The following is a 25,519-nucleotide window of genomic DNA, read 5'->3' on the forward strand; positions in this document are numbered from 1 at the left end:
CACCTGGCAAATAACGAAACACTATCAGGTTATTCTAAAGTCGCGTTTTTCGCTGGTTTTGCAGCCAGCGTCAGAAAAAGCGATTTGTCTTAAGTGCCATTATTCGTCAAGCACAACCGTCACTTTCTATGCCGCAAGAAATCGACGCTTTTAGCGTCTCTTCCTCCGTTTGTTTGCTTCCTCGTTTCGTTAAAGTAACGGTGTGAAGAAGTATATGGGATCAAATCGTGGCAAAAACTCTTTTACGCAGCGGTAATCTGGATGATTTTCAGGCCGTTGGCGGCGGCGGACAAGCCGTTTTCGAATCAGCGTTACAAATCCGGGAAGCGCTCCGGTTGCGCAAACAGCAGGCTATCGTCGACTGTCTGGCTATTCCTCAGGTCAACGACAGCGGTGACCGCGTGGACTGGTATTCTCCTGTTGAAGGGAGCGTAACCAGCTGGAAAGCGGCCGGTGAAGATGACCGTTACCGCGCCCTGCGCTATCTGGAAAACACGCTCGCCAGCGTCGAGTCGTTAAGCAAGAAATGCCTCCAGTCGCCCAAAACTGCGCAACAGCTTTTTGGCTCTCTGTTGTCAAAGGCGTTTCAGTTCCCGGGTGAAAATTTCCTTTTCCTGGTGGACGGAAAACCGGTGATCAGCTTCTGGGGATTTGTAAACCTCAACGAAAATGCGCGCGACGATGTCCTCGACTGCCTGCGTGAATCCCTGATCCCTGAGCCTGACCCCGTTGTGATTGACGATCCTGAACCCGAGCCGGAACCCGAACCGGTGGTGACCTTTGAGCACGCTGACGAGCCGCTGGTCGCCCCTTCTACAGTGGTGCGCATTACGCCGGAAGAGCTGTACGAACCTGAGCCAGCCCCGGTTGTTGCGCAACCCGTAGAGGAACCGGCCCCGGCGGTTGTCGCGAAAAAACGTCGTATCCCCCTGTGGACGCTGCCGGTTGCTGCCGTGATCGTTGCCGCTATCGCCGCGCCGCTGCTGTGGCCAAAACAGGCGCCTTCCGCCGAGCCCGCACCGGCCCCCGCCCCTCAGCCCGTGGAGATTGCGCCAAAGCCGATTAAAGCGGTTGAGCCGCTGGCGATGACGTTACCGCTGCATCAGGCAGAGGTGGTGGCCAGCAAAGAGAAAGAGCCTGCGCCTGCGCCACAGCCCGCTCCGGTGGTGATTGCCGCCATCCCGAAAGATGCCATGGTAATGGAAGCGAATCAGGTAAAAGCGGGATCCACGCGTTTCCTGAACGGCACCTGGCGCGCCATCCTCGACGTAAAAGATCCGGTGACCGGCAAGCCGCCGTCAATGCGCTATCAAATCCAGAACAATAAAGGCTTCGCCCGTATTGTTCATGGCGACAACATTGTCTGCCGCGCGGAAGTCTTCTCCGGGCTGCACAGCAATGGCGAACTGATGATCAAGAGTCGCGGTACTGCCCGCTGCACCGACGGTTCCCGCTACCCGATGCCGGAAGTTGCCTGTAAAGCAGGCACCAGCGATATCGCAGAATGTCGCGCGCGTTATGATGCCAACACCGTCGTTCCACTGACGTTCAAGAAAGCAGGTGCCTGATCCTATGCTGGTAAATCTTTGCGACTATAAACAAAGCGTCACGCTTATTGCTAACAGCGGCGTGCAGTTCCTGGATTTCGGCCTGACGCCGCAGGACACCGCCAGTCACGGGCGCTTCGTACGTAAAACCGCGAATGGCCCGCTTTTACGACTCGATTTCGACATGGTTAACGGGCGCTATACCCTGCCGGGCATTAACGGTGGGCAGCCAGAAGTGGTCAAACCGGAAACCACCATCCCGCTGCATCAGTCGCTGGCGGTTCTGGATGGCGTCTGGCTCCCCGTGCCTTTCCTGCGCTTCAACCCGCCGCGGACTTTTGTGGAAGGGCCGGATAACTGGGCCCGCGTGCAGGTGCGCAAGCTTGACACCCCCGACACGGCAGGCAATACCCACCGCGTGACCCTGGCGCTGGACAGCCAGATTGCCGGTCATGCCACATCCGCCCTCTCCCCGGTTGAGAACGATATCCTGAACGGGACCCGCTTTGCCCTGGCATGGCGCGATGCGGAAGTTGAAAATTTCCTCGATCAGACCTGGATTGACGGCTGGCTGCGCGAGGCGTTTACCCAGTATGCCGATGGCGTAGAAAACCGTTCCGAGCGCGATCTGCAGCAGGCGATGCGCAGTTTTGAATATCAGGCGCACTGGCTTAACCTGTTGACCATGCTCGGTGAACAGCTCACCGTGCCGGAAGTCAAATTTGTTACCCATACGCTCAGCACCCCGGCCATTCCGGTCGACCTGATCCTCGACGTGGGGAATACCCACACCTGCGGCGTGATTATTGAAGACCACGGCGATGCGAACGATGGTCTACGCCAGACCGCCGAACTGCAGGTACGCTCATTAAGCGAGCCGCAATTCCTTAATGAGCCGCTGTTTACCAGCCGTCTTGAGTTTTCGGAGGCGCGTTTTGGCAAGCAGCACTTCTCGGTTGAAAGCGGTCGCGAAGATGCCTTTGTCTGGCCGTCGATTGTCCGCGTCGGTGATGAGGCCCGCAAGCTGGCGATGCAGCGTCTGGGAACCGAAGGTAACAGCGGAATCTCCAGTCCGCGTCGCTACCTGTGGGATGAAACACCGGTGGTACAGGACTGGCGCTTTAGCCAGATGAACAGCAAAACCCAGCGTGAACCGCTTGCCACCGCGTTCCCGCTGATGAACCTGATGAACGATGACGGCGAGCCGCTCTTCACGCTGCCGCAGGATGAGCGACTGCCGGTCTTCTCGCCGCAGTACAGCCGCAGCACGCTGATGACGCACATGCTGTGCGAACTGCTGGCGCAGGCGCTGGGGCAGATCAACAGCGTCGCCACGCGCCTGCGTCTGGGCTTCCCCGCGTCGCCTCGCCAGCTGCGTACCCTGATCCTGACGCTGCCCTCGGCCATGCCTAAGCAGGAGCGCGAAATTTTCCGCCGCCGCATGTTCGAAGCCATCGCCATTGTCTGGAAAGCGATGGGATGGCACCCGCAGGATGAGGATTTTGTCACCCGCAAACAGCAGGAAAAAAGCGTGGTGCCGGTCCCGGAAATCCAGATGGAGTGGGACGAAGCCAGCTGCGGTCAACTGGTCTGGCTGTATAACGAAGCGATCTCCCGCTTTGGCGGTCAGACGGAAGCCTTCTTCGCCTCCCTTGCACGTCCGGACCGTGAGCCTGAGCCCGGTGCGCAGCCGGGCCGGGCGTTGCGCATCGCCTCCATCGACATTGGCGGGGGCACCACGGATATGGCGATCACCCATTACCAGCTGGATGACGGTTCCGGTAATAACGTCAAAATCACTCCGCAGCTCCTGTTCCGCGAAGGGTTTAAGGTGGCGGGCGACGATACGTTACTGGACGTGATTCAGCGCTACGTACTGCCCGCCCTGCAAACGCAGTTACAGAAATCGGGCATTGCGGATGCCTCCTTGCTGATGGCGTCACTGTTCGGCGACTCCGGGCGCATTGATACCCAGGCCGTACTTCGCCAGCAAACAGCCCTTCAGCTCTTTATGCCGATTGGTCATGCCATTCTTGCCGCGTGGGAATCCAGCGACGTTGACGATCCGCTGGCCGGTCTGCATGCCACCTTTGGCGATCTTCTGCCGCAGAAACCGACCCGCAATGTGATGAATTATCTGCAGCAGGCCATCGATCATGCTCTGCCGGCGGGTTCAGACGCTTTTGACCTGTTCGCCGTACCGCTGCATGTCAATTTCCGCGAAATGCAGGACGCGATGCTGGCCGGGCAGTTTACGCTGGCCTCGCCGCTGCACGCGGTGTGTGAGGCGATTTCACATTACAGCTGCGATATTCTGCTCATCACCGGGCGTCCTGGCTGCCTGCCCGGTGTTCAGGCGCTGATTCGCCATCTGCAGCCGGTGCCGGTTAACCGCATCGTCTGGCTGGATAAATACCAGGTGCACGAATGGTATCCGTTCAGCCAGCAGGGGCGGATTGGCAACCCGAAATCGACGGCTGCCGTGGGAGCCATGCTCTGCAGCCTGGCCCTTGATCTGCGCCTGCCGCGCTTCAACTTTAAAGCCGCGGACATTGGGGCGTATTCCACCGTGCGTTATCTCGGCGTGCTGGATAACACCGTGAATACCCTGCGCGAGGAAAACGTCTGGTACCAGGACATCGACCTCGATAAGCCCGGTGCGAAGCTCGACGCGCGCCTGCACTTCCCGCTACGCGGTAACGTCACCCTCGGCTTCCGTCAGCTGGCGAACGCGCGCTGGCCCGCCACGCCGCTCTACACGCTCAGCATTAACTCACCTGAACTGGCAAAAGCGATTGCCGGCGACGGCGTGCTGAACGTGCGGCTCAAACTCTGCGGCGGCAGCAAGCAGGAGGGCCCGGAGGCCTTTGAACTGAGTGATGCCTGGCTGCAGGACGGCACGCCGGTGGCAGCTGACGCATTAACCTTCAAACTGAATACTCTGGCCGATCGCCGACACAGCGGCAGCCATTACTGGATCGACAGCGGGAGCGTATACCTGAAATGACAGCGACGACCACCACCACTCAGGCCTTAATCGGGTGGATTAATGAGACGCGCCTGAACGCCCCTGTACTGGATAACGATGCCGACGCCCTGCTTGCCCGCATCAACGCGGTGCAGGCGCGTGAGCAGGCCATTGAACGCGCCATGACCCGCCAGAGCAGCATCGGGCTTTACGGTCATTCCCAGAGCGCGAAAGCACACCTGCTGTTGTCCCTGTGCGGCAGCGGGAATGGCCGCCTGAACGTGACGCCGGGCCAGCGCAGCTTTGACTATTTTTCGCATATCAACCCGGGACATGCCCTGACCAACATGGCCGTTCGCTTCACCCGCGAAACCCCTGACGTGGTGGATGAAGCATTCCCGCTGCGTCTGAGTCTGGTGACCGAGGCCGAGCTGGTACAGCTGTTCATTGCCCGCACGACGCTGCATCCGCAGATACGCGCGGTGGATAAGGCGGTTATTGAGACACGCCTGGAGAAATGGCGCGGCCTGCGCCAGCCGCAGGGCGTGCCCGGCATCACGGCGCAGGAAGTGGGGGCGATTGCCCGCTTCTGGCAAAGCACGGTGCCTGCCGCTAAACAGCAAATTGATGACGCCCTGTGGCATGAGTTTGCCCAGCTGGTGCCGTCGCTGGATCTCAGCACGCGCGCCAGCGTCTGGTCGTTGCTGTGGGGCGAGCAGCAGGAGCTGACCCAGCAGTGGTTAAACCTGGCCCATGTGCTGCATCAGACCAGCCATGCCAGCGCCCTCGCCGCCCCGCTGAGCCTGCTGGTGGATAGCTTTGGGCTGCCGGGTGAAGGGTTCCTGACGCACGACGGTACGCCAGCCCTGCAGGACGCCCAGGAGACGCTGCTTCATCCGCTGAATGACGGTGAAATGCTTAACGCGATCAGCATCCCCGTCGATGTGCTTGCCTTTCTCACCCGCGAGCTGGTGTTGCCGGTTGAGAACGCGGCCCTGGATAACGTCGATATCATTGATATCCCGCTTGTTGAAGATACCGATGCTGACCCGCTGCGTCAGGCGAAATCCCAGTGGTTGCTGGAGCATTACCGTCAACAGCTCGAGCCGGATGTGCTGGTCATTTGCAACGCCACGGCGCAGCACGAGCAGACGGCCAAAAAAGCAAAAGTGTTAATGAACTGGGTCAAGGAGACGCAGCCCGCGGAAGACTCTGCTCTGCCGGGCCTGGTCTGGGCAATTACCCCCCATGACGCCCGCTTCACTACCCGGCAGAATCTTGATGAAGCCGTTCAACACCTGCTCGGCAAGCCGGGTTTGCGCTGGGGTACGCTGCAGGCGCTGGACAGTCACAGCATGCAGCGCGTCATCGAGTGGCTGTCTCAGGCCACGCTGCCTGCGCTGCGACACAAGCGTCTCAGCACCCTGAAAAATGGGTTGCGCCAGGCGCTTTCATCGCTGATGAAAAGTTATCTGGTACCGCTGGTTGAAGAGCCGGGCACCCGACGTGCTCAGGCGGAAAACATGGTACGCACGCTGCAAAGCAGCGCCGCCCGCCACGGTGAGCTGCTGGATGGTCTGCTGCCGCCGCTCAAAGCCTTTGAAACGCTGCTGGCCGTTCAGCAACCGCGTGAGGAGCAGGTTAACGGACTGTTCACGGACACCATTGACCTGTTTGCCGACAGCGCCCAGGAGAATACCGCGCAGTACCAGACAAAAGACAAAGCGCGTCTTGCGCACCGGGTCTGGATAAACCATCTGCGTCAGTGGAGCCGCAATGAAGCTACCGCCGCCCGTCTGGGGCTGGAACCCGCCGTGTTGCAGCAAATCGCAGATGTGCTGGTAGTCACCAGTTACCGGCTGGATCTGCCTCAGCAGCTACAGCGTATTGTCGAAGCGGATAAGAGTAGCGCGGCGCAACTGCATGCCGTGATGGGCAATTTCATTGGCTGGCTGGGTTATGACCAGACGCCCGTGGCGACACGTCCGGCCAGCCGCATCCGTAAGGGTCAGGCTATCTTCGTCACGCCGGTCGTCAGCAGCGCCGGTCCCCGCCTGACGCGCCTGGGGGAACAGCCTGTGCATGCGGCCACCGCGTACGTTTACGACTGGCTGGTTGCGCTCTATAGCCGCGCAATAGAGAACATTGATTACCAGCACCCGCATGATGTTCAGCCGGGGGCGCGCAAGGCTCTGCAGGCGTTATTACGCTGAGGGCGGATTAACACTGTAGCCGCCTTTCTTGCCGGGTGGCGCTGCGCTTACCCGGCCTGGATTCTTCACCGCTGCAGATCCGTCACCGCCGGGCGATCACTCCGTCATACACCCGGCTAGCGTCTGCGCCAGCGCGGAGGGGTTTTCCCAGGACATTGAGTGGCCCGCTGCAGGGATGATTTTTACCGCAACGCCCTTCTGCTTCAGATTATCCACATCGTCATCAGGCAGCGACCGCTCGCCGAAAATCAGCGTTACCGGGCACGGGAGTGACAGGAACTGCGCCTCCCATTCCGGCTCAACGCCCGCCACCAGACTCGCGGCACCGCGCCAGACGGCGTAAGGGGCATTGCTCTGCAGGCACCCTGCCCACGCCGTGGTTTCGGCGCGCAGCATGGCGTCATAGCCCTGTTCCAGAAACTGTTGCTCGGTTTGTGCTGCGATAGATTGGCTGAACATGCCCCCACCCGCATGAAAATTGGGTTCCGACACCATTAGCCCTTTTACGCGCGCGGGCAGCATCCCCGCCGTTTCGATAGCAATACTGCCGCCCATGCTGTGACCATACAGCCAGAAGGTGTCCAGTTTGAGATGGTTAATCAGCTCCACGACGACACGAGCCTGGTCAGTTGTTCGGTAGGAGTAGTGCAGAGGTTTGTCGCTGTAGCCGCTACCCGGCAGATCGATGAGAATGGCCCAGCGCGCCCCGAACTGAGGGTCATGCACGACACGGGGATATTCATAGGAAGCGGCACAGCCCAACCCGTGAATGAACACCACGGGATCGCCATTGCCGGGCAAATCATGCCAGCGCACGGTGCAACCGGCCTGTTGCGAGTAAAAACTGTTCATAAGCACTCCTTTTACGATGTACTGTGTATTTATACAGTTACCGTATCTGGAATGCCATATTCATCTATTAAAAATGGAAGCGTGCTTCAGAAAAGCGAGACCAGCAGTGCAACGGGAAAGCTCATTGGCCAGGTTGACCCCACCAGAAAAGCACTGAGCAGTCGGATACGTTTGCGGTCTTTAGAGAGGAACCAGGTGATTAATGCGCAGATGGAAGCCATGATTGCGTAAAAAACCAACATCTTTTGATACAACGTCATTCTGTATACCAGAGCCGAAAAAATAACCGCACGCAATATGCGTCATATGTTGACACAGATCAAGTTTTTTCGTTACAGAATAACCACTTAAAAATTACGGCTAATAACAATTGAGTATCTTGCTTAACACTCATCGCGGACAAGGTGAACGCCCGACCGCGCAAGCGGCCAGGCGCGTAGGCTTAGTGCTTAATCATGACGTGCCGGACGACCGTATAATCCTCCAGTCCGTAGACCGACATATCCTTGCCGTAGCCGGATAATTTCATGCCGCCATGGGGCATTTCGCTCACCAGCATAAAATGGGTATTCACCCAGGTGCAGCCATACTGCAGGCGCGCGCTCAGGCGATGGGCGCGGCCCACGTCTTTGGTCCAGACCGATGACGCCAGGCCGTACTGTGAATCGTTCGCCCAGGCCAGCACCTGCGCCTCGTCATCAAACTCGGTGACGCTCACCACCGGGCCAAACACCTCGCGCTGGACGATGGCGTCGTCCTGTTTTGCCCCCGCCAGCAGGGTTGGCTGGAAGTAGTAGCCCGCCCCCTCTTTTTTGCTCCCGCCCGTAACCACGCGGATATGGCCGAGCGCTTTCGCCTCATCGACAGCCTGACAGACGCGTGAAAGATGGGCGGCAGAACTGAGGGGCCCCAGCTCGGTATCCCCATCCTCCGGGGCGCCCATTTTGAGGCTGGCTACCGCGGCGCCCAGTTTTTCCACGAGCGCAGCATAGATCCCTTTCTGAGCATAGATACGGCAGGCGGCCGTACAGTCCTGCCCGGCATTGTAGAAGCCAAACGTCCGTACCCCTTCGACCACCGCATCCAGGTCGGCGTCATCAAACACAATAACGGGCGCTTTGCCGCCCAGTTCCATGTGGGTGCGCTTAATGGAGGAAGCCGTATGGCCGATGATATGTTCCCCGGTCGCAATCGAACCGGTCAGCGAGACCATGCGGACTTTTTCATGCCCGGTCAGCGGATCGCCGACCGTCTTACCGCGGCCAAACAGCACGTTCAGCACTCCCGCCGGGAAGATGTCCTTTGCCAGCTCCGCCAGCTTCAGCGCCGTCAGCGGCGTAATTTCAGAGGGTTTGATCACCACGCAGTTACCGGCAGCGAGCGCTGGCGCGAGCTTCCATGCCGCCATCATCAGCGGGTAGTTCCACGGCGCGATAGAGGCCACCACGCCGACCGGATCGCGGCGGATCATCGACGTGTGGCCATCAAGATACTCTCCGGCGGCGAGGCCATTCAGGCAGCGGGCCGCCCCGGCAAAGAAACGGAAAACATCGACCACCGCCGGGATCTCATCCCCCAGAACGCAGTGCAGCGGCTTGCCACAGTTGAGAGATTCGAGCCGGGCAAATTCTTCACCATTCGCCTCGATGGCGTCAGCCAGTTTCAGCAGGCACTCCGCACGCGCTTTGGGCGTGGTCTGCCCCCAGTCGATGAACGCCCGATCAGCGGCCTCTACCGCCGCATTGACCTGGGCCGGTGACGCTTCAGCAATGTCCAGCAGTACCTCTCCGGTGGCCGGATTATAAACCGGCTGCACCTCTCCTTCTCCGGCAACCAGTTCACCCTTAATCAGCAGATGTGTTTGCATAGCATTGTCCTGTTGAAATGAATGTTATTTCCCGCTGCCGGCAATGCTCTCGCCGTCGCGGGTTAGCCACCAGGCTCCCAGAATGGGGACGGTTGTAACCAGCATCACCAGCAGTGCAACCACGTTGGTGACCGGCACGTCGCGGGGACGCCCGAGCTGGTTAAGCAACCACAGCGGTAACGTGCGCTCGTGTCCCGCCGTAAAGGTTGTGACGATTATCTCGTCAAACGACAGGGCAAACGCCAGCATTCCCCCGGCCAGCAGCGCTGAACCCAGATTGGGCAGCACGACATAGCGGAAGGTTTGCCAGCCGTCGGCCCCAAGATCCATCGACGCTTCCACCAGGCTCCAGGAGGTGCGTCGGAACCGGGCAATCACGTTGTTAAACACCACCACCACGCAAAAGGTGGCGTGTCCCACCACGATAGTGAAAAAGCCCGGCTCAAGGTTGATGGTTTTGAACGCGGTCAGCAGCGCCAGTCCGGTGATGATCCCCGGTAACGCAATCGGCAATAGCAGCAACAGGGAGATCGCATTCTTGCCAAAAAACGCACTTCGCCACAGGGCCGCTGCAGCAAGCGTGCCAAGGACAAGGGCAATCGCGGTGGATAACGCCGCAATTTGAAGTGACAACGTCACGGACTCAATAATGTCTCCTCGCCCCGCTGCCACGCTAAACCACTTCAGCGTCAGCCCCTGCGGCGGAAAGCTGAAGGCGGCGTCTTCGGTGTTAAAGGCGTAGGTGGCGATGATCAGCAGCGGGAAGTGCAGGAAGATAACGCCTCCCCAGGCTGCCACTTTCAGGAACAGTGGTGCGCGTTCAGAGTGCATCGAATGCTCCCAGGCGTTTCACTAACGCCAGATAAAGCGAAATCAGCACGATGGGCACCAGCGTGAACGCGGCGGCCATCGGCATATTGCCAATGGCGCCCTGCTGGGAATAGACCATATTGCCGATGAAATAGCCCGGCGGCCCCACCAGTTGGGGAACAATGAAATCCCCCAGCGTCAGGGAAAAGGTAAATATCGAACCCGCCGCAATACCCGGAATGGCCAGCGGCAGAACGACGTAGCGAAAGGTCTGGCGGGGTCGCGCCCCGAGATCGGCCGAGGCCTGCAATAAAGACGCAGGCAGGCGTTCCAGCGCCGCCTGGACCGGCAGGATCATAAACGGCAGCCAGATATAGACGAAGACCAGAAACCGTCCCAGCCCGGAGGTGGAAAGCGTATTGCCGCCAATGGCCGGAAGCGTCAGGAGTGAGGTCAGGATCGGCTCCAGACCCAGATGGCTGAGAAACCACTGCGCCACACCATCTTTCGCCAGCAGCAACGTCCAGGCATAGGCTTTGACGATGTAGCTTGCCCACATCGGCAGCATCACCGCAATATAGAAAAACGCCTTCCACTTGCCGTGAGTGTATCGCGCCATGTACCACGCCATCGGGAATGCCAGAATAGCGCTGGCAATGGTCACCGCAATCGCCATGATTAACGTACGCAGGATAATGTCGTAGTTTGCCGGGTTGAAGAGCGCCAGGATGTTCGCCAGAGTCAGATCCGGCGTGACGGCCATGGTGAAGTCATCAAAGGTGTAAAACCCTTGCCACAGCAGGGTCAGCAACGACCCTAAATAGACAATGCCAAACCACATCAGCGGCGCAAGCAGCAGCAGGAACAGCCCAAGCGACGGCTTACGCCAGAACAGTGCGGTTAAACGGCTCATGTGGCTACGAGAGGGACCAGGATGCGCAACGCTCATCTCCATTTCACCTCTCCTCGTGAAGGCGGATCATCGCCTCGCGTGACCACGAAGCCATCACGACCTGCCCCGGCGCAACGCCGTTCAGCGACGAGACGTCACTGACGTTGGCCTGGCTCACCAGCAGTTTTGCGCCATTATCCAGTTTCAGTTCCAGACGCGTGGCGGCCCCCTGGTATTGAACGGCCTGCACGCATCCCTGAACCTGAACGTCACCGCTCTGGTTAAGGCGAATATGTTCCGGACGCAGTGAATAAGCGCCTTCCATGCCGCATATTTTTTGCGCAAGGACCGTATCGAAGACGTTGGACGTGCCAACAAAACCGGCAACAAACGGCGTACGCGGACGCATGTAGAGATCGCGTGGGGTATCCACCTGCTCGATGCGTCCATTATTGAATACCGCCACCCGGTCTGACATGGACAGCGCTTCGCCCTGATCGTGGGTGACGAAAATAAAGGTGATGCCGAGTTCCTGCTGAAGTTTCTTCAGCTCGAACTGCATCTGTTCACGCAGTTTGAGATCGAGCGCACCTAACGGCTCGTCCAACAGCAACACGCGCGGCTCATTGACCAGCGCCCGGGCGATGGCGACACGCTGACGCTGGCCACCGGAAAGTTGCGAAGGTTTGCGGGCAACGGCAAAACTCAGCCCCACTTTTTCCAGCGCATCACGAGCCTGCGCATGGCGTTTTTTCTTATCGACGCCTTTTACCATCAACCCGTAGGCGACATTATCGAGGATCGACATATGCGGGAACAGCGCATAGTCCTGGAACACGGTGTTCACGTCCCGCTCCCAGGGCGGCAGCTCGCTCGCCTCTTTGCCAAAGATAGAAATCGTGCCGCCTGACAGCTGCTCAAAACCGGCGATCAGCCGCAGGCAGGTGGTCTTGCCGGAGCCCGAAGGCCCCAGCATGGAGAAAAACTCTCCGTCACGGATTGCAATGGTCACCCCATCCACCGCCCGCACGTCGCCGTACAGGCGGGAAACATTGTTAAACTCTACCGCGTACGTCATGTTCTGCTCCCGGGCGATTAACGGCCACCCATGATGGCGATGTAATCCTGCGTCCAGCGGCTGTAAGGCACATATTTGCCGCCTTCTGCGACCGGCGTTTTCCAGAACATGATTTTGTCGAACTCGTTATACCCGTTTGTTTCACAGCCCTTTTCGCCCAGCAGCGTGCTGGCCTTACACCCTTCCGGGACGACAGGAAGCGAGCCAAACCAGGCGGCCAGATCGCCCTGCACTTTCGGCGTGAGCGACCAGTTCATCCATTTATAGGCGCACATCGGGTGTTTTGCCTGTGCGTGCAGCATGGTGGTATCTGCCCAGCCGGTCACCCCCTCTTTCGGGAACACGGTGGCGATGGGCTGGTTCTCGGCCTTCAGGGCATTCGCCTGATACGGCCACGCGCTGGAGGCCACGACGCCTTCATTTTTAAAATCACTCATCTGGACGGTGGTGTCGTGCCAGTAGCGGTGGATCAGCGCATGCTGGTCGCGAAGCACCTTAAGCACGGCGGCATATTGTTCCTCCGTGAGCTGGTACGGGTCTTTGATGCCCAACTGCGGCTGCGTGGCTTTGACAAACAGCGCCGCATCGGCGATGTAAATCGGACCGTCGTAGGCCTGAACGCGTCCCTGATTGGTTTTACCGTCCGGCAGATCCTGTCTGGTAAAGACCACGCTCCAGCTGTCCGGTGGCGTCGGGAAGGTTTTGGTGTTGTACATCAGCAGGTTGGGCCCCCACTGATAGGGCGTGCCGTAGACTTTCCCGCCGACGTTAAACCATTCCCCTTTTACTATCCGTGCGTCGAGGGTTTTCCAGTTGGGAATAAGATCGGGGTTAATCGGCTGAACGCGTTTGCCCATGATCAGGCGGAGCGATGCATCGCCCGACGCGGTGACCAGATCGTATCCCCCTTTCGCCATCAGGCTGACCATTTCATCCGAGGTTGCCGCGGTTTTGACGTTTACCGCACAGCCGGTCTCTTTTTCAAACTGGGTGACCCAGTCATAATTTTTATCCGTCTGCCCCCGTTCGATGTATCCCGGCCAGGCAATAATATCCAGCCGGCCTTCCCCGTCGCCAATGGCTTTTGGCGGTTCTGCGGCTTGCGCGGCCATGATCGTCATGCCGAGCGCACACAGGCTGCTGCGGGCAAATTTTTTGCTCATAAGAGTTACTCCTGTCGCAATGAAATTTAGCGGCAGCCGTGCCGTAAAAATATCTCCCTTAATAAACGTAGACCGCGCAAATGCGCCGCACCGTGCGGCTTAAGGAAATTTCATCAAGGTGTGACCGGGGGCGCATTCCCCGTTAACTGGATTATAGACAAGGGGTTAGCCGTGAGAGGCAGTATGCACATTTCGTATGACGCAGCGCGGCGAAATAGTCGCCGCGCCGGTAAAAAGATAAGGAATGATTATTGAGTAAAAGGCGGGAATATTTATTTCAGCATACTGCTAATTAATTTCCCTAACTGTATCACCGCCTGCTCTTCCCGTTCCCCCCAGGCCCAGGAGGTATTAAAACGGAAGAACGGAGTCCACGCGTCAGAGGTGGAAAACATCTTTCCCGGAGCAATGCTGATGTGATGACTCAATGCCTGTTCGCTCAACAGCCCGGCATCCAGCTGGGCCGGAAGTTCGAGCCATAAAAAATAGCCGCTGTCGTTATGGTGAATTTTGACCCCGGCAGGCATATGACGCAACAGCGATTGCCAGGCCTGCTGTTTTCGCTCGGCCAGCGTGCGCCGCAGGCGGCGCAGATGGGCGTCGTAACGTTTGGTCGCCAGGTAATCCACCAGCGCCAGCTGCATCGGAGAGCTGGTGGACAGCGTGCTCATCAGTTGCAGTTGCTGAATGCGCCGCGCGTGCTTTCCTGCCGCCACCCAGCCAATACGAAAGCCGGCCACCAGACATTTCGAAAATGACGAGCAATGCAGCGTCATGTCCTGACGATCCCAGGCTTTCGCCGGAAGCGGCTTTTCACGCCCAAAATAGAGCTCGCTGTAAACGTCATCTTCAATCAGCGGCACGTTATGACGGGTCAGCAGCGCGACAAGCTGTGCTTTTTTCTCCGCGCTCAGGGTGAAGCCGAGCGGATTCTGGCTGTTGGTCATGATCCAGCAGGCTTTGACCGGGTAATCATTCAGCGCCTGCTCAAGCGCATTGAGATCGATCCCTTCGCGGACGTCCGTCGCAATCGCCAGGGCTTTCAATTTAAGGCGTTCCAGCGCCTGCAGCGCACCGTAGAAACAGGGGTTTTCGACAATCACCCAGTCGCCGGGCTCGGTGACCGCCTGCAGGCTGAGATTCAGCGCTTCAAGCGCGCCTGCGGTGATCACGATCTCTTCCGGGGAGATGTTCATCCCCTGCTGCGCGTAGCGGCGGGCAATGGCGTGGCGAAGATCGACGTTACCCGGCGGCAGGTTCTCAATCACGCTCATCGCGGTCGCCGTTTTGCTGACGTTCGCCAGCGAGCGGTTAAGCTGCTGAAGCGGGAAAAGACGGGGGTCGGGAAACGCGGAAGCAAAAGGCACAACGGAGGGGTCGCGGCTGGCCTGTAAGACCTCGAAGATGTAGGTGTTGATATCCACCGCTTCGTCACGCATGACCTGAGCGGGTGGCGCAGGCTGTTGCGCGGTCGGGCGCGAGGCAACGTAATAGCCCGACTGCGGTCTGGCGACAATGCGCCCCTGACTTTCCAGCATCTGATACGCGTGGCCAACGGTCATAAAACTCATGCCGCTGCTCGCCACCTGCTCTCGCAGGGAAGGCAGCTTATCGCCCGGCAGCCAAACGCCAAGTTCGATCTGCGAGATAATTTGTTGCGCCAGACGCTGGTATTTTTTCATCAGATTCTCCTTATGACCGACAGTGTATATCAGCAGGAGAAAAAGAGAAGATTTAGGTAACTGTTATAGTTTGCTAAATGAATTACTTACGGTAACCGGTAACGTGGTTCTGCGCCTGACGCGCCGCGGCCAGATGGTCCAGCGTAATCATTGGCGATTTGCAAAAGATGCATTTCGCGCCGTAAGGGTTTTTCTCAGACACATCAAAGGCTGAGGTACGGTACTGCGAGCCATGACAGCAAGGGCAGCGAAAATGGATATAAGAAGTCATAGGATTCTCCTGTAAACGTAAAAACGTAAAATTACTCATGAGCCGATCAGGCGATAGTGGTTTGAAACAAAACTAATCGGAATGTAGATAAAGACCCAAGAGAGGCTGCGGAGAGGCACAACGTGATGAGAACTGCTTTATAAAACTACGTCAGATATTTATTTGGACTCAAAACCAGAAGATCATTAACGCACGATGCTGACGACAAAGCAAGCGGTTTTATGCGGAAAATTCATAAAAGAAGTGTTTTTATTCCCTAAACGCGAAGTATATCAGATGCTTTAAGCATGGGTTTTAAACCAACTGTTATGGTTAAAAATTGCTTTTCTGCGTCTGATACTCTGATTTGCGCCTCTATACCATAACAGCACACCGTTTGACATTGAGGTTGTGCATGTTTGGTTTAGATGCTTTTCACCTTGCACGGATACAGTTTGCCTTTACCGTATCCTTTCACATTATTTTCCCGGCAATCACCATCGGTCTCGCCAGCTATCTTGCCGTGCTCGAAGGCCTGTGGTTAAAAACAAAAAATCCGGTCTGGCGCTCGCTGTACCATTTCTGGTCGAAGATCTTTGCGATTAACTTTGGCATGGGTGTGGTCTCCGGGCTGGTGATGGCCTACCAGTTTGGTACCAACTGGAGCGGGTTTTCACAGTTTGCGGGCAGCATTACCGGTCCGCTGCTGACCTATGAAGTGCTCACCGCCTTCTTCCTCGAAGCCGGGTTCCTCGGGGTGATGCTGTTCGGCTGGAACAAAGTCGGGCCGGGGCTGCACTTTTTCTCCACCTGTATGGTGGCGCTGGGGACCATCATCTCCACCTTCTGGATCCTCTCCTCAAACAGCTGGATGCAGACCCCGCAGGGCTATGAGATCGTCAACGGTCAGGTGGTACCGGTGGACTGGTTCGCCGTGGTATTTAACCCCTCCTTCCCTTATCGCCTGCTGCATATGTCGATAGCCGCGTTTCTGAGTAGCGCCCTGTTTGTTGGCGCATCCGCGGCATGGCATCTGCTGCGCGGGAATAATACTCCCGCTATTCGCGCGATGTTTTCGATGGCGCTGTGGATGACGCTGATTGTCGCCCCCATCCAGGCCATGGTTGGCGATATGCACGGGCTGAACACCTTAAAGCACCAGCCGGCGAAAATTGCCGCCATTGAAGGCCACTGGGAAAACCCACCCGGTGAACCTACCCCGCTGCTGCTGTTCGGTTGGCCGGATATGGAACAGGAGCGCACCCGCTTTGGGCTGGAGATCCCCGCACTCGGCAGCCTTCTCCTGACGCACAGCCTGGATAAACAGGTTCCGGCACTCAAAGAGTTTCCCAGGGAAGACAGGCCTAACTCCACTATCGTCTTCTGGTCATTCCGTATCATGGCGGGCCTGGGCATGCTGATGCTGCTGCTTGGCGTGACGGCACTCTGGCTGCGCTACAAAAAGCGCGTTTATTCTTCCCGTCCTTTCCTGTGGTTTGCCCTGCTGATGGGGCCATCCGGGTTGATTGCTATTCTGTCGGGATGGGTAACCACCGAAGTGGGCCGCCAGCCGTGGGTGGTCTACGGCCTTCAGCGCACGAAGGACGCGGTCTCCGCCCATGGCGATCTGCATATGAGCGTGAGTTTGCTGGTTTTCTTCATCGTTTACACCTCGGTGTTTGGCGTGGGTTACAGCTATATGGTGCGTCTCATCCGCAAAGGCCCGCAGCCGCATGAATCTTTCGCCACTGAGTCCGATGGACGTCCGGCGCGCCCGCTTTCTGCCGTCACAACTGAACATAAGGAGCAGCCATAATGGGTATCGATCTTTCCATTATCTGGTTTGTCATCATTGTCTTCGCCACGCTGATGTATATCGTCATGGACGGCTTTGATCTGGGGATTGGTATTTTATTCCCGGCTACGCAAAACGCCGACGATCGCGATGTGATGGTCAACAGCGTCGCGCCGGTCTGGGACGGGAATGAAACCTGGCTGGTCCTTGGCGGGGCCGCCCTGTTCGGCGCGTTTCCGCTAGCCTACGCCGTGATTATTGATGCCCTCACCATTCCGCTGACATTAATGCTGATCGGTCTTATTTTTCGTGGCGTAGCGTTTGAGTTTCGTTTTAAAGCCACGCCAGCGCACCGTCCGTTCTGGGACAAGGCGTTTATTGGCGGTTCCATTCTGGCGACGTTTACCCAGGGTGTAACGGTCGGCGCGGTCATTAACGGCTTTACCGTCACCGGCCGGGCCTATACCGGCGGGCCATTTGACTGGTTTACCGCGTTTAATCTGTTCTGCGGTGCGGGGCTGGTCGTCGCGTATGCGCTGTTAGGCGCGACCTGGCTGGTGATGAAAAGCGAAAATCCCCTGCAACAGCGGATGCGTGAGGTGTCGAAAATGCTGTTACTCGTGCTGCTGGCGTTTATTGCGGCGATCAGCCTCTGGACGCCACTGGCGCAGCCGGCCATCGCCGCGCGCTGGTTTACGCTGCCGAATCTGTTTTATCTGCTGCCCGTCCCGGCGCTGGTAGTGATGTTGAGCCTGTATCAATGGCGCTGTCTGAGTAATCCCGACAGCCATAATCGTCCGTTCGTCCTGACGCTGGGGCTGATATTCCTCGGCTTTAGCGGGCTGGGGATCAGCATCTGGCCACACATCATTCCTCCGTCAATCACCCTGTGGCAGGCCGCCGCACCGACGCAGAGTCAGGGCTTTATGCTGGTGGGCGCGCTGTTGATCATTCCCGTTATCCTGGTCTACACCTTCTGGAGTTACTACGTATTTCGCGGCAAAGTTCAGCATGGGGAGGGTTATCACTGATGCAACAACCGGTCTGGAAAAGATTACTGTGGCTGGCCATTATCTGGGCCGGCAGCGTACTCGCGCTGGCTGCTGTCAGTATGCTCTTTCGCATGTTGATGACAGCGGCAGGGTTTAAATCGCACTAACGTTATTCCGGGCAGCCGTCGCGTTGCCCGACTTCTCCCCCGCACTTTCAGATAAACCCCATTAACCCACGCTGGCGTATCGTTACACTGGAAACAGATTCACGGTATTTATAGTTTGAGAAGAAAAATGAAAAAGCTCATGGCGTTAAGTGTTATCAGCCTTGTCCTCACCGGCTGCGTTAATCCGGGTAAAGCTTCCGTTCAGCCGGAACAGCTCACCAGCCACCGCTTTGTGCTGGAAAATGTGAACGGTAAGGCCGTGAAGAACACGACGACGCCACCTGAGATCAGTTTTAACGCACTGTCAGATATCAGCCTGGTTAATAACATCAGCGTTTCAGGCGCAATGTGTAACCGCTTCAGCGGACAGGGGAAATTGTCCGAAGGCGAGCTGAAGGTGAAAACGCTGGCCATGACGCGCAAGCTCTGTACTGAACCACAGCTTAACGAACTGGATCAGGCCATCGGCGACATGCTGCGCAAAGGGGCGCAGGTCGACCTGACTGAAGACCAGTTAACGCTGGCGACAGCCGATAAAACGCTGATGTTTAAGCGTGCAGACTAATCAGTAATTACCGCAGGTTCCAACGGCAAGCGACTGTTCACTACAGCGTTTGCCATTTGGCAAGGCGCACATCCCAATAGCCGAACCATCGAGCTGGCGGGCCACCGACAGCGAACCGCCAATCATCGCGCAGTTAGCCTGACCGGAGCTGGACATCGCGGCTTTCATTCCCGGCGCCACGTGGGCGGCCGTTGCCTGCTGGACAGGTTCACTGCTGCATGCCGACAACAATAATGCGGCACACCCTACCAAAAACGCTGAGCGCATGCTCTCTCCCCCATGAATAATGCGAAACCTATGCATAATAGGCATCCCATCCCGTGCCGTCGAGATCGGAAGTGCGTATTTATGCGCTTCTGAAACAAATTCTCGCAATTTTTCTGCCAAAAGTTTGATCTACTCATTGATGGCAAGAATAACGAGGACACAAAAGCGAAAATCGAAAAATCCCCTGTTTGCTAGAATACACAGATAATATTCAGGGTTTGTTGCCGTAATACAGACCCCTATTTTTTGCGCAATGTAAGGGTGTTGTCCTATGCAAACTATTGACGGTAATGGTGCAGTTGCCTCAGTCGCGTTTCGCACCAGTGAAGTTATCGCCATCTACCCGATTACACCAAGCTCCACCATGGCTGAGCAGGCAGATGCCTGGGCCGGTAACGGGTTAAAAAACGTCTGGGGCGATGTCCCAAGAGTGGTTGAAATGCAGTCCGAGGCCGGTGCGATTGCGACGGTACATGGCGCACTGCAGACCGGCGCACTTTCCACGTCCTTTACCTCTTCTCAGGGATTGTTGTTAATGATCCCGACGCTGTACAAACTCGCGGGTCAACTGACCCCCTTCGTTCTGCACGTTGCTGCACGTACCGTCGCCACCCACGCGCTCTCCATCTTTGGCGATCACTCTGACGTGATGGCCGTGCGCCAGACCGGTTGCGCCATGCTGTGCGCCAGCAGCGTTCAGGAAGCTCAGGACTTTGCCCTCATTTCGCATATCGCCACACTCAAAAGCCGGGTTCCGTTTATTCATTTCTTTGATGGGTTCCGCACCTCGCATGAAATCAACAAAATCGTTCCGCTGGCTGACGATACTATCCTGAATCTGCTGCCGCAGGCGGAGATCGACGCCCATCGCGCCCGTGCCCTTAACCCGGAACACCCTGTTATTCGCGGGACATCGGCAAACCCGGATACTTATTTCCAGTCTCGTGAGGCCACTAACCCGTGGTACAACGCGGTGTACGACCATGTTGAACAGGCGATGAATGACTTTGCCGCTGCCACCGGCCGGGAATATAAGCCGTTTGAGTACTACGGCCATCCGCAGGCAGAGCGCGTTATTGTGCTGATGGGTTCAGCGATTGGTACCTGCGAGGAAGTCGTGGATGAACTGCTGACGCGCGGTGAAAAAGTTGGCGTGCTGAAAGTGCGGCTCTATCGCCCGTTCTCGGCGAAACATCTGCTCTCTGCGCTGCCGGAAAGTGCGCGTGCCATTGCGGTGCTTGATCGCACCAAAGAGCCGGGCGCGCAGGCGGAACCGCTGTATCTGGATGTGATGACGGCCCTGGCAGAAGCCTTTAATCAGGGCGAGCGAGAAACGCTACCGCGCGTGATCGGGGGTCGCTATGGTTTGTCCTCCAAAGAGTTCGGACCAGACTGCGTGCTGGCGGTGTTCAACGAACTCAGCGAAGCGAAGCCGAGGCCGCGCTTTACCGTCGGCATCTATGACGATGTGACGAATCTGTCCCTGACCTTACCGGAAAACACCCTGCCCTCGACGGCCAAACTTGAGGCGCTGTTCTACGGTCTGGGCAGCGACGGGAGCGTCTCCGCGACCAAAAACAACATCAAAATCATCGGTAATTCGACGCCATGGTATGCCCAGGGGTACTTTGTCTATGACTCCAAAAAAGCCGGTGGTCTGACCGTTTCCCACCTGCGGGTGAGTGAACAGCCTATCCGTTCTGCCTATCTTATTTCTCAGGCTGACTTTGTTGGCTGCCACCAGCTGCAGTTTATCGATAAATACCAGATGGCTGAGCGCCTGAAACCCGGCGGTATTTTTCTCCTGAATACCCCATACAGCGCAGAGGAGGTCTGGGCGCGCCTGCCGCAGGAGGTTCAGGCGGTGCTTAATCAGAAAAAAGCCCGCTTCTACGTGGTTAACGCGGCGAAAATTGCCCGCGAATGTGGCCTGGCCGCGCGTATTAATACCGTTATGCAAATGGCTTTCTTCCATCTGACCAACATTCTGCCGGGTGACAGCGCGTTAATGGAACTTCAGGGGGCAATTGCCAAAAGCTACAGCAGTAAAGGTCAGGAGCTGGTAGAACGCAACTGGCAGGCACTGGCGCTGGCCCGCGAGTCACTGTTTGAGGTCCCGCTACAGCCGGTCAATGCCGCAAGCCCGAACCGTCCTCCGGTAGTGTCCGATGTGGCGCCTGATTTTGTTAAGACCGTAACGGCGGCGATGCTGGCCGGGCTGGGCGATGCCCTGCCCGTCTCGGCGCTACCGCCGGATGGCACCTGGCCGATGGGCACCACCCGCTGGGAAAAACGCAACATCGCCGAAGCGATCCCTATCTGGAAAGAAGAGCTGTGTACGCAATGCAACCACTGCGTGGCGGCCTGCCCGCACTCTGCCATTCGCGCCAAAGTGGTTTCCCCGGAAGAGATGGAGTCCGCCCCGGCCAGCCTCCACTCGCTGGACGTGAAATCCCGCGATATGCGTGGACAGAAATACGTACTGCAGGTCGCACCGGAAGATTGCACCGGCTGTAACCTGTGCGTTGAGGTCTGCCCGGCGAAGGATCGGCAGAACCCGGACATCAAAGCCATCAATATGATGTCGCGTCTGGAGCACGTCGAAGAAGAGAAAGTGAATTATGACTTCTTCCTGAGTCTGCCGGAAATCGATCGCAGCAAACTGGAACGTATTGATATCCGGACTTCACAGCTGATCACCCCACTGTTCGAATACTCCGGTGCCTGCTCCGGCTGTGGGGAAACGCCGTATATCAAGCTGCTTACCCAACTGTACGGTGACCGGATGCTGATTGCCAACGCGACCGGCTGTTCGTCTATCTATGGCGGTAACCTGCCCTCCACGCCGTACACCACCGACGCCAACGGCCGCGGACCGGCCTGGGCGAACTCACTGTTTGAGGATAACGCCGAGTTTGGTCTGGGCTTCCGCTTAACCGTCGATCAGCATCGCGCCCGCGTGATGCGCCTGCTGGACCAGTTTACCGATAACATCCCTGCTGAGCTGAACGCGGCGCTGCACGCTGAAGCCACACCGGAGGTTCGTCGCGAGCAGGTCGCAGCACTGCGCAATGCCCTGAAGGACGTAGACGGTGCACAGCAGCTGCTGACTGACGCCGACGCCCTGGTCGAAAAATCGATCTGGCTGATTGGCGGCGACGGCTGGGCCTACGACATCGGCTTCGGCGGATTGGATCACGTGCTGAGCCTGACCGAGAACGTCAACATCCTGGTGCTGGATACGCAGTGTTATTCCAATACCGGCGGCCAGGCATCGAAAGCCACGCCGTTAGGCGCGGTCACGAAATTTGGTGAACACGGTAAACGCAAAGCGCGTAAAGATCTTGGTGTGAGCATGATGATGTATGGTCACGTTTACGTCGCGCAAATCTCGCTGGGCGCGCAGCTTAACCAGACGGTAAAAGCGATTCAGGAAGCGGAAGCGTACCCTGGCCCGTCGCTGATCATTGCCTACAGCCCTTGCGAAGAGCATGGATATGACCTGGCGCTTAGCCACGATCAGATGCGACAGCTGACGGCGACCGGTTTCTGGCCGCTCTACCGGTTCGACCCACGCCGTGCGGACGAAGGGAAATTACCACTGGCGCTTGATTCGCGTCCGCCGTCAGACGCCCTGGCCGAGACGTTAATGCAGGAACAACGCTTCCGTCGCCTTAACGCCCAGCAGCCGGAGGTGGCTGAACAGCTCTGGAAAGACGCCGCAGCCGACCTGCAAAAACGGTATGATTTCCTCGCGCAAATGGCGGGTAAAGCCGAAAAATCGACCAGCGACTAGTTTCTCTGCCCGGCTTGTCCGGGCATTTTTTTGCCATAAAAAAGCCCGGTATTTTCACACCGGGCGCATCCAGATAATTAATGAATATCTATTTAGTTTCCTGAATAACATTCATGGGAATTATGGATAAATAATCTTAAAGGCATATAACGCCGCTAAGATTAACGTAATTTAGTTCAGTTTAATAATTTTAATTTAATATACTTAACCTTAAAACATTCATCAACCCAATGATCATTACTGCTGATTTATTCGGTTTAGATTTTACTTAATTAGTAACAATTATAATTTATTACTCTTACTCAGGAGTGATTTAGCATGAGACAACTTTCTGATTCGGGAAGTTCAACAGGTTATTAAATAAAAACAACCGCAAAGGAATATCATAATGCAAAGAAAAGTACTGGCCCTGATGATTCCGGCTCTGTTAATGGCTGGCGCAACGCATGCAGCAGAGATTTATAATAAAGACGGCAATAAATTAGATCTGTACGGAAAAGTAGATGGTCTGCACTACTTCTCCGACGATAAAGGCGCTGACGGGGATCAAACCTACATGCGTCTGGGCTTCAAAGGTGAAACCCAGATCAACGACATGATGACCGGTTATGCACAGTGGGAATACAACATTCAGGCCAACAACACAGAAGGTTCAGATAATCAGTCCTGGACGCGTCTGGCCTTTGCCGGCGTAAAAGTGGGTGATTATGGCTCCTTCGATTACGGTCGTAACTATGGTGTTCTGTACGACGTGGAAGGCTGGACCGATATGCTGCCGGAGTTTGGTGGCGATTCCTACACCAAAGCCGACAACTTTATGACTGGCCGTGCCAACGGTGTTGCAACTTACCGTAATACCGACTTCTATGGCCTGGTACAGGGCCTGAACTTTGCGCTGCAGTATCAGGGCAAAAATGAAGACGCCAGCAACAATCAGGAAGGGACCAACAACGGTCGTGACACGCGTCACGAGAACGGCGACGGTTTCGGTATCTCCACCACCTATGACTTTGGCATGGGCATCACCGCGGGCGCAGCCTACACCTCTTCTGACCGTACCAACGAGCAGGTGATGAACACGACCGCCGGTGGCGACAAAGCGGATGCATGGACAGCGGGTCTGAAATATGATGCCAATAACATCTATCTGGCGGCAATGTACTCTGAAACCCGCAATATGACGCCGTATGGTGATAACACCGACGCCGTGGCGAATAAAACCCAGAACTTCGAAGTGACCGCGCAGTACCAGTTCGATTTCGGCCTGCGTCCGACCCTTTCCTACCTGCAGTCTAAAGGTAAAGACCTCGGCAACGGCCAGGGTGACCAGGATCTGGTTAAATACGCTGACATCGGCGCGACTTACTACTTCAACAAAAACATGTCCACCTACGTTGATTACAAAATCAACCTGCTGGATGAAGATGACAGCTTCTACAAAAACAACGGCATCGGCACGGATGATGTCGTCGCGTTAGGTCTGGTCTACCAGTTCTGATTGCCTGAGCCCGCATCACGGTGCGGGCTCGCCAGTTTTGTACGTGTGTCACAAAAAAGGCATTCCTGAATGCCGTGGTTGACTGTAGGTTGAGATAAAAGTGATTAAACTAAGCTGAAAGCCTTTACCCACTAAGGATAATAGCGTTGTTTAATCGAGTATCCCTTACCGTCCTTGCCCTTTTAGCGCTGCTATGGATGGCATTAATTTTTGATTTTGCTGATATTGTCGGGCATCTTGGCGCGCTGTTAAATCACCTGGATGGCAGCTAGCCTTATTACCTGGCAAATAAAAAGCCACCAGCAGTGCCGGTGGCGGATAAACGCATCTGTTGCGTTATTTTTTCACGGGTTGTGGCTTTTTATCCCCTGATTCCGGGGCCTCACGCGGATCGTCTTTTTCAACACAGAGCATAATGTCTCCTGTTTCAGTTAACCACTCTCCACTATAGCCAGGCTCTTTAAAGAGTGGCCAGGCGGCAATTACGCCTGACCCGTCCCTTTCTCACGAAAAGAGAGATAGCCAAACACCCCGCTTTCCCCATCCATGGGATGGTTAACACCGTCCATCACCGTGACCTCCGGGAAATCAAAGGGAGAAACGTTTTCTAAACAGGCGACATTCACGCCGTATTCATTGGGATTCGACCGCCGCTGATGAAACGTGTAAATCCCGCACACCGAGCAGAAGAAGTGCCGCGCCGTTCCCGTATTAAAGCGATACTCGGTGAGCTTATCCTGACCTTTCGTCACCGTAATCCCCGACAGCGGCGCGGAGACAACGACCGCGCCCCGCATTCGACAGAAGGAACAGCTGCAGCGCCGCGCGGTGTTCAGGCCATCAGAGAGCTCAACGGTGAATGCCACCGCACCGCAATGGCACTTTGCATGACGTTTTTCAGCCATTGGCTATACCCCTTTTCTTACCAGTTCGGCAGCTTTAAGGAAAACCTCATCTTCAACACCGTCGCCTTTTTGCCTGCCGAGCCTGACGAGTTCATCAACAATGCTATCGCGATGGATCGGTGTTTGTGCTGAAACCAGCCCAATAACCGCGGCCCCAATCGCCAGCCCCACTAGCCCTGTTTGTTCATCGTTATTCATCATGCGCATGCTCC

The 25,519-nt window shown here is 56.6% G+C and carries 22 protein-coding genes; 9 read left to right on the forward strand and 13 right to left on the reverse strand.

Features of this window, described 5'->3' with window-relative positions:
• The first annotated feature begins 227 nt into the window (after positions 1 to 227).
• Genes SP99_RS11780 through SP99_RS11790 form a run of 3 tightly spaced genes read left to right on the forward strand, consistent with a single transcriptional unit; the run spans position 228 to position 6,728 of the window.
• Positions 228 to 1,568, forward strand: a complete 1,341-nt coding sequence (locus SP99_RS11780) for an SrfA family protein (RefSeq protein WP_047958709.1) — start codon at positions 228 to 230, stop codon at positions 1,566 to 1,568.
• A gap of 4 nt (positions 1,569 to 1,572) precedes the next feature.
• Positions 1,573 to 4,554 carry a virulence factor SrfB gene (locus SP99_RS11785; RefSeq protein ID WP_047958710.1) on the forward strand — a complete coding sequence of 994 codons (2,982 nt, stop codon included), beginning with the start codon at positions 1,573 to 1,575 and terminating at the stop codon, positions 4,552 to 4,554.
• Positions 4,551 to 6,728 carry a virulence factor SrfC family protein gene (locus SP99_RS11790; protein WP_047958711.1) on the forward strand — a complete coding sequence of 726 codons (2,178 nt, stop codon included), beginning with the start codon at positions 4,551 to 4,553 and terminating at the stop codon, positions 6,726 to 6,728. The genes SP99_RS11785 and SP99_RS11790 overlap by 4 nt, the downstream gene beginning before the upstream one ends.
• 96 nt (positions 6,729 to 6,824) lie before the next feature.
• Here the strand turns inward: SP99_RS11790 and SP99_RS11795 are convergent, their stop codons facing one another.
• The 9 genes from SP99_RS11795 to ymcF all read right to left on the reverse strand — a co-directional run bounded on the left by SP99_RS11795 (position 6,825) and on the right by ymcF (position 15,343).
• A complete protein-coding gene (locus tag SP99_RS11795; RefSeq protein ID WP_047958712.1) occupies positions 6,825 to 7,580 on the reverse strand; it encodes an alpha/beta fold hydrolase in 756 nt (251 codons plus the stop codon).
• A gap of 86 nt (positions 7,581 to 7,666) precedes the next feature.
• Positions 7,667 to 7,840: a GhoT/OrtT family toxin gene (locus SP99_RS23145; RefSeq protein ID WP_013096478.1), complete on the reverse strand. Its 174-nt coding sequence runs from the start codon at positions 7,838 to 7,840 to the stop codon at positions 7,667 to 7,669.
• 182 nt (positions 7,841 to 8,022) lie between these two features.
• Entirely contained in the window at positions 8,023 to 9,447 is a 1,425-nt protein-coding gene (patD, locus tag SP99_RS11800; RefSeq protein ID WP_047958713.1) for an aminobutyraldehyde dehydrogenase, read from the reverse strand.
• Positions 9,448 to 9,471: 24 nt separating this feature from the next.
• Positions 9,472 to 10,278, reverse strand: a complete 807-nt coding sequence (locus SP99_RS11805) for an ABC transporter permease (RefSeq protein ID WP_045285051.1) — start codon at positions 10,276 to 10,278, stop codon at positions 9,472 to 9,474.
• Positions 10,268 to 11,212 carry an ABC transporter permease gene (locus SP99_RS11810; RefSeq protein ID WP_047958714.1) on the reverse strand — a complete coding sequence of 315 codons (945 nt, stop codon included), beginning with the start codon at positions 11,210 to 11,212 and terminating at the stop codon, positions 10,268 to 10,270. The genes SP99_RS11805 and SP99_RS11810 overlap by 11 nt, the downstream gene beginning before the upstream one ends.
• Before the next feature lies 1 nt (position 11,213).
• The gene (locus SP99_RS11815) at positions 11,214 to 12,227 is read right to left on the reverse strand and encodes an ABC transporter ATP-binding protein (protein ID WP_045285053.1); all 1,014 of its coding nucleotides are present in this window, start codon (positions 12,225 to 12,227) and stop codon (positions 11,214 to 11,216) included.
• A gap of 17 nt (positions 12,228 to 12,244) precedes the next feature.
• Positions 12,245 to 13,390 (reverse strand): putative ABC transporter substrate-binding protein YdcS, encoded by a 1,146-nt coding sequence (gene ydcS, locus SP99_RS11820; protein WP_047958715.1) that lies wholly within the window; start codon positions 13,388 to 13,390, stop codon positions 12,245 to 12,247.
• A 272-nt stretch (positions 13,391 to 13,662) separates the two neighbouring features.
• Positions 13,663 to 15,072 carry an aminotransferase-like domain-containing protein gene (locus SP99_RS11825; protein ID WP_025759115.1) on the reverse strand — a complete coding sequence of 470 codons (1,410 nt, stop codon included), beginning with the start codon at positions 15,070 to 15,072 and terminating at the stop codon, positions 13,663 to 13,665.
• 82 nt (positions 15,073 to 15,154) lie between these two features.
• The gene (gene ymcF, locus SP99_RS11830) at positions 15,155 to 15,343 is read right to left on the reverse strand and encodes a cold shock small protein YmcF (protein WP_032672600.1); all 189 of its coding nucleotides are present in this window, start codon (positions 15,341 to 15,343) and stop codon (positions 15,155 to 15,157) included.
• Between the two features lie 394 nt (positions 15,344 to 15,737).
• On the opposite strand from ymcF, the gene SP99_RS11835 reads away from it, so the two are divergent.
• The 4 genes from SP99_RS11835 to hslJ all read left to right on the forward strand — a co-directional run bounded on the left by SP99_RS11835 (position 15,738) and on the right by hslJ (position 18,841).
• Positions 15,738 to 17,138, forward strand: a complete 1,401-nt coding sequence (locus SP99_RS11835) for a cytochrome ubiquinol oxidase subunit I (RefSeq protein ID WP_047958716.1) — start codon at positions 15,738 to 15,740, stop codon at positions 17,136 to 17,138.
• On the forward strand, positions 17,138 to 18,148 hold the full coding sequence (cydB, locus tag SP99_RS11840; protein ID WP_047958717.1) for a cytochrome d ubiquinol oxidase subunit II: 1,011 nt from the start codon (positions 17,138 to 17,140) through the stop codon (positions 18,146 to 18,148). Before SP99_RS11835 ends, cydB begins: the two co-directional genes overlap by 1 nt.
• On the forward strand, positions 18,148 to 18,276 hold the full coding sequence (locus SP99_RS23150) for a DUF2474 domain-containing protein (protein WP_053060149.1): 129 nt from the start codon (positions 18,148 to 18,150) through the stop codon (positions 18,274 to 18,276). Before cydB ends, SP99_RS23150 begins: the two co-directional genes overlap by 1 nt.
• A gap of 127 nt (positions 18,277 to 18,403) precedes the next feature.
• The gene (gene hslJ, locus SP99_RS11845; RefSeq protein ID WP_045285059.1) at positions 18,404 to 18,841 is read left to right on the forward strand and encodes a heat shock protein HslJ; all 438 of its coding nucleotides are present in this window, start codon (positions 18,404 to 18,406) and stop codon (positions 18,839 to 18,841) included.
• Here the strand turns inward: hslJ and SP99_RS11850 are convergent, their stop codons facing one another.
• Positions 18,842 to 19,108, reverse strand: coding sequence for a putative hemolysin (locus SP99_RS11850; RefSeq protein WP_025759109.1), 267 nt, complete (start codon positions 19,106 to 19,108; stop codon positions 18,842 to 18,844).
• Positions 19,109 to 19,379: 271 nt separating this feature from the next.
• On the opposite strand from SP99_RS11850, the gene nifJ reads away from it, so the two are divergent.
• Both nifJ and ompC read left to right on the forward strand, forming a co-directional pair.
• A complete protein-coding gene (nifJ, locus tag SP99_RS11855) occupies positions 19,380 to 22,904 on the forward strand; it encodes a pyruvate:ferredoxin (flavodoxin) oxidoreductase (protein ID WP_047958718.1) in 3,525 nt (1,174 codons plus the stop codon).
• A gap of 388 nt (positions 22,905 to 23,292) precedes the next feature.
• Positions 23,293 to 24,402, forward strand: coding sequence for a porin OmpC (gene ompC / locus SP99_RS11860; RefSeq protein ID WP_025759106.1), 1,110 nt, complete (start codon positions 23,293 to 23,295; stop codon positions 24,400 to 24,402).
• A gap of 336 nt (positions 24,403 to 24,738) precedes the next feature.
• Here the strand turns inward: ompC and SP99_RS25025 are convergent, their stop codons facing one another.
• The 3 genes from SP99_RS25025 to SP99_RS11870 all read right to left on the reverse strand — a co-directional run bounded on the left by SP99_RS25025 (position 24,739) and on the right by SP99_RS11870 (position 25,508).
• Complete coding sequence (locus SP99_RS25025; RefSeq protein ID WP_223239581.1) at positions 24,739 to 24,816, reverse strand: hypothetical protein; 78 nt, start codon at positions 24,814 to 24,816, stop codon at positions 24,739 to 24,741.
• A 68-nt stretch (positions 24,817 to 24,884) separates the two neighbouring features.
• Positions 24,885 to 25,307: a GFA family protein gene (locus SP99_RS11865; protein WP_045285061.1), complete on the reverse strand. Its 423-nt coding sequence runs from the start codon at positions 25,305 to 25,307 to the stop codon at positions 24,885 to 24,887.
• A 3-nt stretch (positions 25,308 to 25,310) separates the two neighbouring features.
• A complete protein-coding gene (locus SP99_RS11870) occupies positions 25,311 to 25,508 on the reverse strand; it encodes a hypothetical protein (RefSeq protein ID WP_025759104.1) in 198 nt (65 codons plus the stop codon).
• Positions 25,509 to 25,519: the final 11 nt, after the last annotated feature.

It is taken from the genome of Enterobacter sp. BIDMC92 (assembly GCF_001030225.1).
In the GTDB taxonomy this organism is placed as follows: domain Bacteria; phylum Pseudomonadota; class Gammaproteobacteria; order Enterobacterales; family Enterobacteriaceae; genus Enterobacter; species Enterobacter sichuanensis.